This is a genomic window from Achromobacter sp. 1011811831, from assembly GCF_059760905.1.
The window spans coordinates 1-7,019 of sequence record NZ_JCBANG010000157.1; the positions used below are offsets into that span (position 1 = coordinate 1).

General features: G+C 67.0%; 5 protein-coding genes. 1 reads left to right on the forward strand and 4 read right to left on the reverse strand.

Annotated features, from left to right (window positions below):
• Positions 1–113 precede the first annotated feature (113 nt).
• The 4 genes from acs to AC6LJ9_RS29920 form a co-directional block, all read right to left on the reverse strand.
• On the reverse strand, positions 114–2,093 hold the full coding sequence (gene acs / locus AC6LJ9_RS29905) for an acetate--CoA ligase (protein ID WP_498150357.1): 1,980 nt from the start codon (positions 2,091–2,093) through the stop codon (positions 114–116).
• A 277-nt stretch (positions 2,094–2,370) separates the two neighbouring features.
• Positions 2,371–3,717 carry an MFS transporter gene (locus AC6LJ9_RS29910; protein ID WP_498150358.1) on the reverse strand — a complete coding sequence of 449 codons (1,347 nt, stop codon included), beginning with the start codon at positions 3,715–3,717 and terminating at the stop codon, positions 2,371–2,373.
• Complete coding sequence (locus tag AC6LJ9_RS29915) at positions 3,714–4,121, reverse strand: heme-binding protein (RefSeq protein ID WP_498150359.1); 408 nt, start codon at positions 4,119–4,121, stop codon at positions 3,714–3,716. Before AC6LJ9_RS29915 ends, AC6LJ9_RS29910 begins: the two co-directional genes overlap by 4 nt.
• Complete coding sequence (locus AC6LJ9_RS29920) at positions 4,118–6,007, reverse strand: propionate--CoA ligase (RefSeq protein ID WP_498150360.1); 1,890 nt, start codon at positions 6,005–6,007, stop codon at positions 4,118–4,120. Before AC6LJ9_RS29920 ends, AC6LJ9_RS29915 begins: the two co-directional genes overlap by 4 nt.
• A 293-nt stretch (positions 6,008–6,300) precedes the next feature.
• Here AC6LJ9_RS29920 and AC6LJ9_RS29925 point away from each other — a divergent pair, with 293 nt between their 5' ends.
• Positions 6,301–6,966, forward strand: a complete 666-nt coding sequence (locus AC6LJ9_RS29925) for a C40 family peptidase (protein ID WP_212320154.1) — start codon at positions 6,301–6,303, stop codon at positions 6,964–6,966.
• The last annotated feature ends 53 nt before the right edge of the window (positions 6,967–7,019 follow it).

Consider the following 7,019-nt stretch of genomic DNA (forward strand, 5'->3'; position numbering starts at 1 on the left):
CCGTTACGGGCGTCTGCCATTATGCTCCCGCCGCGCGGCGGGGGGCGCCGTGCCTGCCCGCCGTTTCGTCCACGATGCGGACGGGCGGCGGGCGGGATCGGAAGGCATCGGATCTACAGCGACTTGGCCAGTTGATCCAGGATGGCGGGGTTTTCCAGCGTGGACACGTCCTGGGTGATTTCCTCGCCCTTGGCGACCACGCGCAGCAGGCGGCGCATGATCTTGCCGGAACGCGTCTTGGGCAGGTTATCGCCGAAGCGGATGTCCTTGGGCTTGGCGATGGGGCCGATCTCCTTGGCCACCCAGTCGCGCAGCTGCTTGGCGATGGCCTGCGCCTCTTCGCCCTCGGGCCGCGCGCGCTTGAGCACCACGAAGGCCACCACGGCTTCGCCGGTGGTGTCGTCGGGACGGCCCACCACCGCGGCCTCGGCGACCAGTTCATGCGCCACCAACGCCGACTCGACTTCCATCGTGCCCAGGCGGTGGCCCGAGACGTTCAGCACGTCGTCGATGCGGCCCATGATCCAGAAATAGCCATCGGCGTCGCGCTGAGCGCCGTCGCCCGCCAGGTAGTAGCCGCGCAGCTCGGACGGGAAGTAGCTCTTCTTGAAGCGCTCGGGGTCGCCCCAGATGTTGCGGATCATCGCGGGCCAGGGGCGCTTGATGACCAGGAAGCCGCCGTTGCCTTGAGCGACATCGGCGCCGGTCTCATCGACGATGGCGGCGGCGATGCCCGGCAGCGGCAGCGTGCAGGAGCCGGGCTTGGCCGGCGTGGCGCCCGGCAGCGGCGTGATCATGTGGCCCCCGGTCTCGGTCTGCCACCAGGTGTCGACGATGGGGCAACGCTCGCGGCCGATCTGCTTGTGATACCACATCCAGGCTTCGGGATTGATGGGCTCGCCCACCGTGCCCAGGATGCGCAGCGAATCCAGGTCGTAGTTGCGCGGATGGGCCTCGGGCGTGGCTTCGGCGGCCTTGATCAGCGAACGGATGGCGGTCGGCGCGGTGTAGAAGGTGGTGACCTTGTGGCGCGCGATCATGTCCCAGAAGCGGCCGGCGTTCGGGTACGTGGGCACGCCCTCGAACACGACCTGGGTCAGGCCGGCGGCCAGCGGGCCGTAGGTGATGTAGGTGTGGCCCGTGACCCAGCCCACGTCGGCCGTGCACCAGTAGACGTCGTCCTTGCGTGCGTCGAAGGTCCACTTGACGGTCAGCAGCGCCCACAGCAGGTAGCCCGCCGACGAATGCTGCACGCCCTTGGGCTTGCCGGTGGAACCCGAGGTGTAAAGGATGAACAGCGGATGCTCGGCGTTGACCGGCACCGGCTCGCAGGTGTCGGGCTGGCCGGCCTCGACGTCGTGCATCCACAGGTCGCGGCCTTCGGTCCATTGCACCTTGCCGCCCGTGCGGCGGTACACGATCACCTTGGTGACGGCCTCGCAGCCGCCCATGGCAATGGCTTCCTCGACCGCCGGCTTGAGCGGGATGACCTTGCCGCCGCGCACCTGCTCGTCGGCCGTGATGACCAGCGTGGCGCCCACGTCGCCGATACGTTCCTGCAGGCTCTTGGCCGAGAAGCCGCCGAACACCACGGAGTGCGTCACGCCCAGGCGCGCGCAGGCCTGCATCGCGACCACCGCCTCGATCGACATGGGCATATAGATGATGGCGCGGTCGCCCTTCTTGTAGCCCAGCTTGGCCAGGCCATTGGCGAAGCGGCACACGCGGGCCAGCAGTTCGCGGTAGGTGACGCGGTCGACCTTGCCGTCGTCGGCTTCGAAGATGATCGCGGTCTTGTCGGCGTTGCCATTGGTCAGGTGCACGTCCAGACAGTTGGCCGAGACGTTGAGCTCGCCGTCGCCGAACCAGCGGTAGAACGGGGCGTCGGATTCATCCAGCACCTGGGTGAAGGGCTTGGTCCACTTCAGGTTGGCGCGGGCCTGGCCGGCCCAGAATCCGTCAAAGTCGTTCTCGACCTGGGCGCACAATTCCTTGTAGGCGTCCATGCTCGGAATCGAGGCGCCTTGCGAAGCGCGCTCGGGCGGCGGAAAGACCCGGGTTTCCACCAGGACGGACTCAATGGCATTCGACATGATTTTTGTCTCCAATCGGTGATTCTGTTGTTGATGCTGCTCTTTTTCTACTCACCCGCAACCGTATCGCCACGCTCTTACGGGCACCTTACGCAAAATGCGGGCCGGAACTCGCGCCCGGACCATCGTGGCCGCGAATGCGCGAGGCGGGGAGTGCGAAAAGGACTGGCGGCATCGACAAGCGACAGCTTATGCGCAACTGTGCCCGGCGGCATCGCCGGGCACAGTTCGTAAGGATAGCAGCCGCGGCGCCCCGATGTGGCGCGACTGACGTCGCTCAGGCGGCGGCGCCCTGCTCCCGGCGCGCCAGGCCGCGCGCCATGTCCACGCGCGACAGCAGCGCCAGGCCGCCGACGAAGAACAGCCCGGTCACCAGGATGGCGAGCCGATGGTTGCCATCGGTGGCCCAGGTCACCAGACCGTAGGTCAGCGGCCCGATCACGGCGGCCAGCTGCACGGCGAAGGTCCACAGCGAAAAGAATTCCGCCAGGCGGCCGGCCGGCGCCAGCGCCCCCGTCATGGCCCGGCCCGCGCTCTGCGTGGTGCCCATGCACAGGCCGGCCAGCGTGGCCGCGACCCAGAACACCGGCGCGGTCACGGCGGCGTAGGCCACCAGCACCATCAGGATCCAGCCGCACAGCGTGATGGCCAGCGCGCGCTTGTGGCCGATGCGATCCTGCACATAGCCGAACGAGAAGGCGCCGGCCGCGGCGCCGATGTTCACGGTGAAGACCAGCAGCATGATCTGCGGCGTGGTGAAGCCCATCACTTCCGAGGCGTATACCGCCGCCAGCGTGATCACCACCGAGATGCCGGCCTGATAGCAGGCGATGCACATCAGCAACCGGCGGAACTCGGGAAAGTGCGTGCCCGTCTCGCGCCAGGCATAGGCTAGGCGCCGCAGCAGGTCCATGGCGGGCTGCGCCTGGCCCGGACGCGCGCGCTCGCGCAGCAGGAAGAAGGACGGCAGGGCGGCCAGCGCGAACACCGAGCAGGTGACCACGATGACCCAGGGCACGAAATGCTCGGCGGTCATGCCACGGGCCTCGGCCTGCGTCACCACGACCAGCGACAGTCCCAGCGTCAGCATGCCGCCGCAATAGCCGAAGCTCCAGCCCCAGCCCGACACGCGCCCCAGCGCGGCGGGCCTGGCCAGTTCCGGCAGGAACGCCGCGACCACGGATTCGCCCACGCAATAGCAGTAGTTCGAAATGACGATGGCGACCAGCGCCAGCCAGACATCGCCCGGCCCGGCCTGGGTCAGCGCCAGCGTGGCGCCGACGCAGCCGACGGTGCTGGCGAACAGCAGCCGCCGCTTGGCCGCGCGCGCGTCGGCGCGGGCGCCCAGCGTGGGCATGGTCAGCATGATGAGCAGGTAGGACAGCGACAGCGCCGCCGTCCAGGCCAGCGTGGCCCAGGACGCGCGCGCGCCCACCACGCCGACGAAATAGGTGCTGAACACCGCCGTGAGGATGACGGTGGTGTAGCCGGAATTGGCGAAGTCATACATGGCCCAGGCCCAGACCTCGCGCTTGGCCACGCCGGGATTCAGGAGGCTGTCGCCCCCCGCGTCCACGGCGCCGGAACCGCCTTGCGGCGGCTCCGTATTGCGGCTGTCGCTCATAGTCCCAGGGCGGCGATGCCGGCCTGGGCGATCTGGGCGTCCTCGCTGGACTTCACGCCCGACACGCCAACGGCGCCGACCACATGGCCATCGGCCATGACCGGCACGCCGCCTTCCAGCATGCCTTCGAGCAGCGGAGCCGACAGGAAGGAATAACGACCGTTGTTGATGATCTCTTCATACGCGCGCGACTCGCGGCGGCCCAGCGCGGCGGTCTTGGCCTTGGCCGGCGCGATGTGCGAGGAGATCGGCGCCGCCCCGTCCAGGCGCAGCATGCCCAGCAGGTGACCGCCGTCGTCCGACACGGCGATGGTCACCGCCCACTTGTTCTGCAGGGCATGGGCTTCGGCCGCGGCCAGGATCTTCTTGACGTCTTCGGCGCTCAGCACGGGTTTGGTGTTCATTGCAGCGATTCCTTAATCTGTTCCAGGGCGGTGGGATCTTCTATGGTGGTCAGGTCTCCGGGATCGCGTCCCTCGCACACGGCGACGATCGCGCGCCGCAGCACCTTGCCCGACCGGGTCTTGGGCAGCGCGCCCACGAACCGGATCCTGGCCGGCTTCGCCACGGCTCCCAGCTGATCTTCCACCAGCCGCATGATATCGCCTTCCAGTTGCCGCGCGCCCTCCTGCGTCTCGGCGCCGGCGGGATTCTTCAGCACGGCGAAGGCCATGGCCACCTGCCCCTTGAGCGCGTCGGCCACGCCGACCACGGCGCACTCGGCGATGGCCGCGTGGCTGTTGACCGATTCCTCGATCTCGCGCGTGCCCAGGCGATGGCCGGCCACGTTGATGACGTCGTCGGTGCGGCCCAGGATGAACCAGTAGCCGTCCTCGTCCACCAGCCCCCAGTCGAAGGTCGAATAGGCCTGGCGGCCGGGGATGGACGTGAAATAGGTCTGGACGAAGCGCTCGTCGTCGCCCCAGATCGTGGACATCGCGCCCGGCGGCAAGGGCGGCATGATGGCGACCACGCCCTTCTGGTCAGGACCGAGATCCTCGCCGGTGGTCTCGCTGACGATGCGGGCGTCAAAGCCATACACCGGGAACGAGGGACTGCCGAAACGCGTCGGCACGCTTTCCACGCCGGGCTGGGCCGACAGGATCGGCCAGCCCGATTCCGTCTGCCAGTAGTTGTCGATGATGGGCTTGCCCAGGCCCTGGGAGATCCATTGCGCGGTGGGCTCGTCCAGCGGTTCGCCGGCCAGGTATACGGCGCGCAGCGAGGACAGGTCGTGCTTTTTCAGCAGGGCCGGATCCTGGCGCTTGAGCACGCGCACCGCGGTCGGCGCCGAGAACAACGTGTTGACCCGGTACTGCTCCACCAGCTTCCACAGGATGGCGCCGTCCGGCCGCACCGGCGTGCCTTCATACAGGATGGTGGCCTGGCCGCCGATCAGCGGGCCGTAGATGATGTAGGAGTGCCCCACCACCCAGCCGATGTCGCTGGTGCAGAAATACGTGTCGCCCGGCTTGCCGTTGAACAGGTACTCCATGGAAGACGCCAGCGCCACGGCATAGCCGCCGGTGTCACGCTGCACGCCCTTGGGCTTGCCGGTCGTGCCTGAGGTATACAGGATATAGCTGGGTTCGGACGACTCCAGCCAGGCCACCGGCACCCGCGCGCCCTGGTGCCGGGCGCGCAGCGTGGCGTAGTCCAGGTCGCGCCCCGCCACCGGCTCGAAGGGCGCCAGCCCACGGTCGAACACCACCACGGAGGCCGGCGGCGTCTTGCACAGGCCCAAGGCCCGGTCCAGCAGCGGCTTGTAGGGCACGACCTTGCCCGCGCGCGAACCACCGTCGGTGCACACGATCACCTTGGGCGCGGCATCGTCGATGCGCTGCGCCAGGTTGACCGAGGCAAAGCCGCCGAACACCACCGAATGCACCGCGCCGATGCGGGCGCAGGCCAGCATGGTGAAGACCGCCTCCGGCACCATCGGCATGTACAGCAGGACGCGGTCGCCGCGTCCCACGCCCAGTTCCTTGAGCATGGCGGCGGCGGCGTTGACCTCTTCATAGACGTCCTGACGCGTATAGACCCGTTCGCGGTCCACCTCGGTGGACACCCAGATCAGCGCCGGATCTTCCGCCTGCGTGGGCAGCCACCGGTCCACGGCGTTGTAACAGAGATTGGTCTTGCCGCCCACGAACCACTTGGCGAAGGGCGGCCGGGAGAAGTCCAGCACGGACTCGAACGGCGTTTCCCAATGCACCCGGCCGGCCTGCTCGCGCCAGAAAGCGTCCCGGTCGTGTATCGATCGGTAATGGAAATCCCTGGTTTTTTGCATGGTTGTCTCCTGTTATCGTGCATACGCCTTTTGGCTGATTGCTTTTTGCTTCAAGCTTTTAGGTCATTCTGGTGGGCAAACCTTGCACGAGGCTTGCCGCAGGTCAAAAAATTCTGCCACGCGTCTACGCCGCACGGGCGCCGGGCTGGTTACAGTAACGAACCAGTCTTAAAAGTTTGGTAGAATCCCCGCGAAGTTGTAGACAACATAACGTTGATTCGCTGTATTTATCAGCCGATTTCCGCGCTTTTGCGCGCAATCGACGCTAAACGCAGTGCATCTTCCCCAGGCGAATGCATCGACACTCCGTAAGCTCGCGACTCAATTCATCCACTGGCCAGGCAATCCGACGTATCCGGTTGCTGGCCTTGGCGGCATGCGTCGCGGGTTTGGCGGGTTGTGCAAGCACCAATCAGAAGTCAACCGCCCATACGTCCGAGATCGATCCCTACGAGATGGAATGGGTCGCCACCGCCGATGATCCCATCGGCATGCTGGTGGTGCAGAAGTTCAAGCGCGAACGCCGCCAGCAGGCCCAGACCGGCGTGGACAGCGACAACGCCCTGGTCAGCGAAGCCCTGACCTACCTGGGCATCCGCTATCGCTTCGGCGGCAACTCCCCCGACACCGGTTTCGATTGCAGCGGCCTGGTTTCGTACACCGCCCAGCGTTCGCTCGGCCTGAAACTGCCCCGCAACGCCGCCGAGATCGCCCAGCACGGCACCTCGATCAACAAGAACGAGCTCAAGGCCGGCGATCTGGTCTTCTTCAACACACTGGGCCGCCGCTATTCGCACGTAGGCATCTACCTGGGTGACGACCGCTTCGTCCACTCCCCCAGCGCCGGCGGCGTGGTCCGCGTCGAGAACATGACCATGGCCTACTGGGCCAAGCGCTACAACGGCGCCCGCCGCCTGGACGACCACATGGTGGCCTCGGCCCGCGCGGCCTCCCGATAAGCCGACACACGCCGCGCGCCCCTCGGGCGGCATGGCGGCAAGCACGCATACGA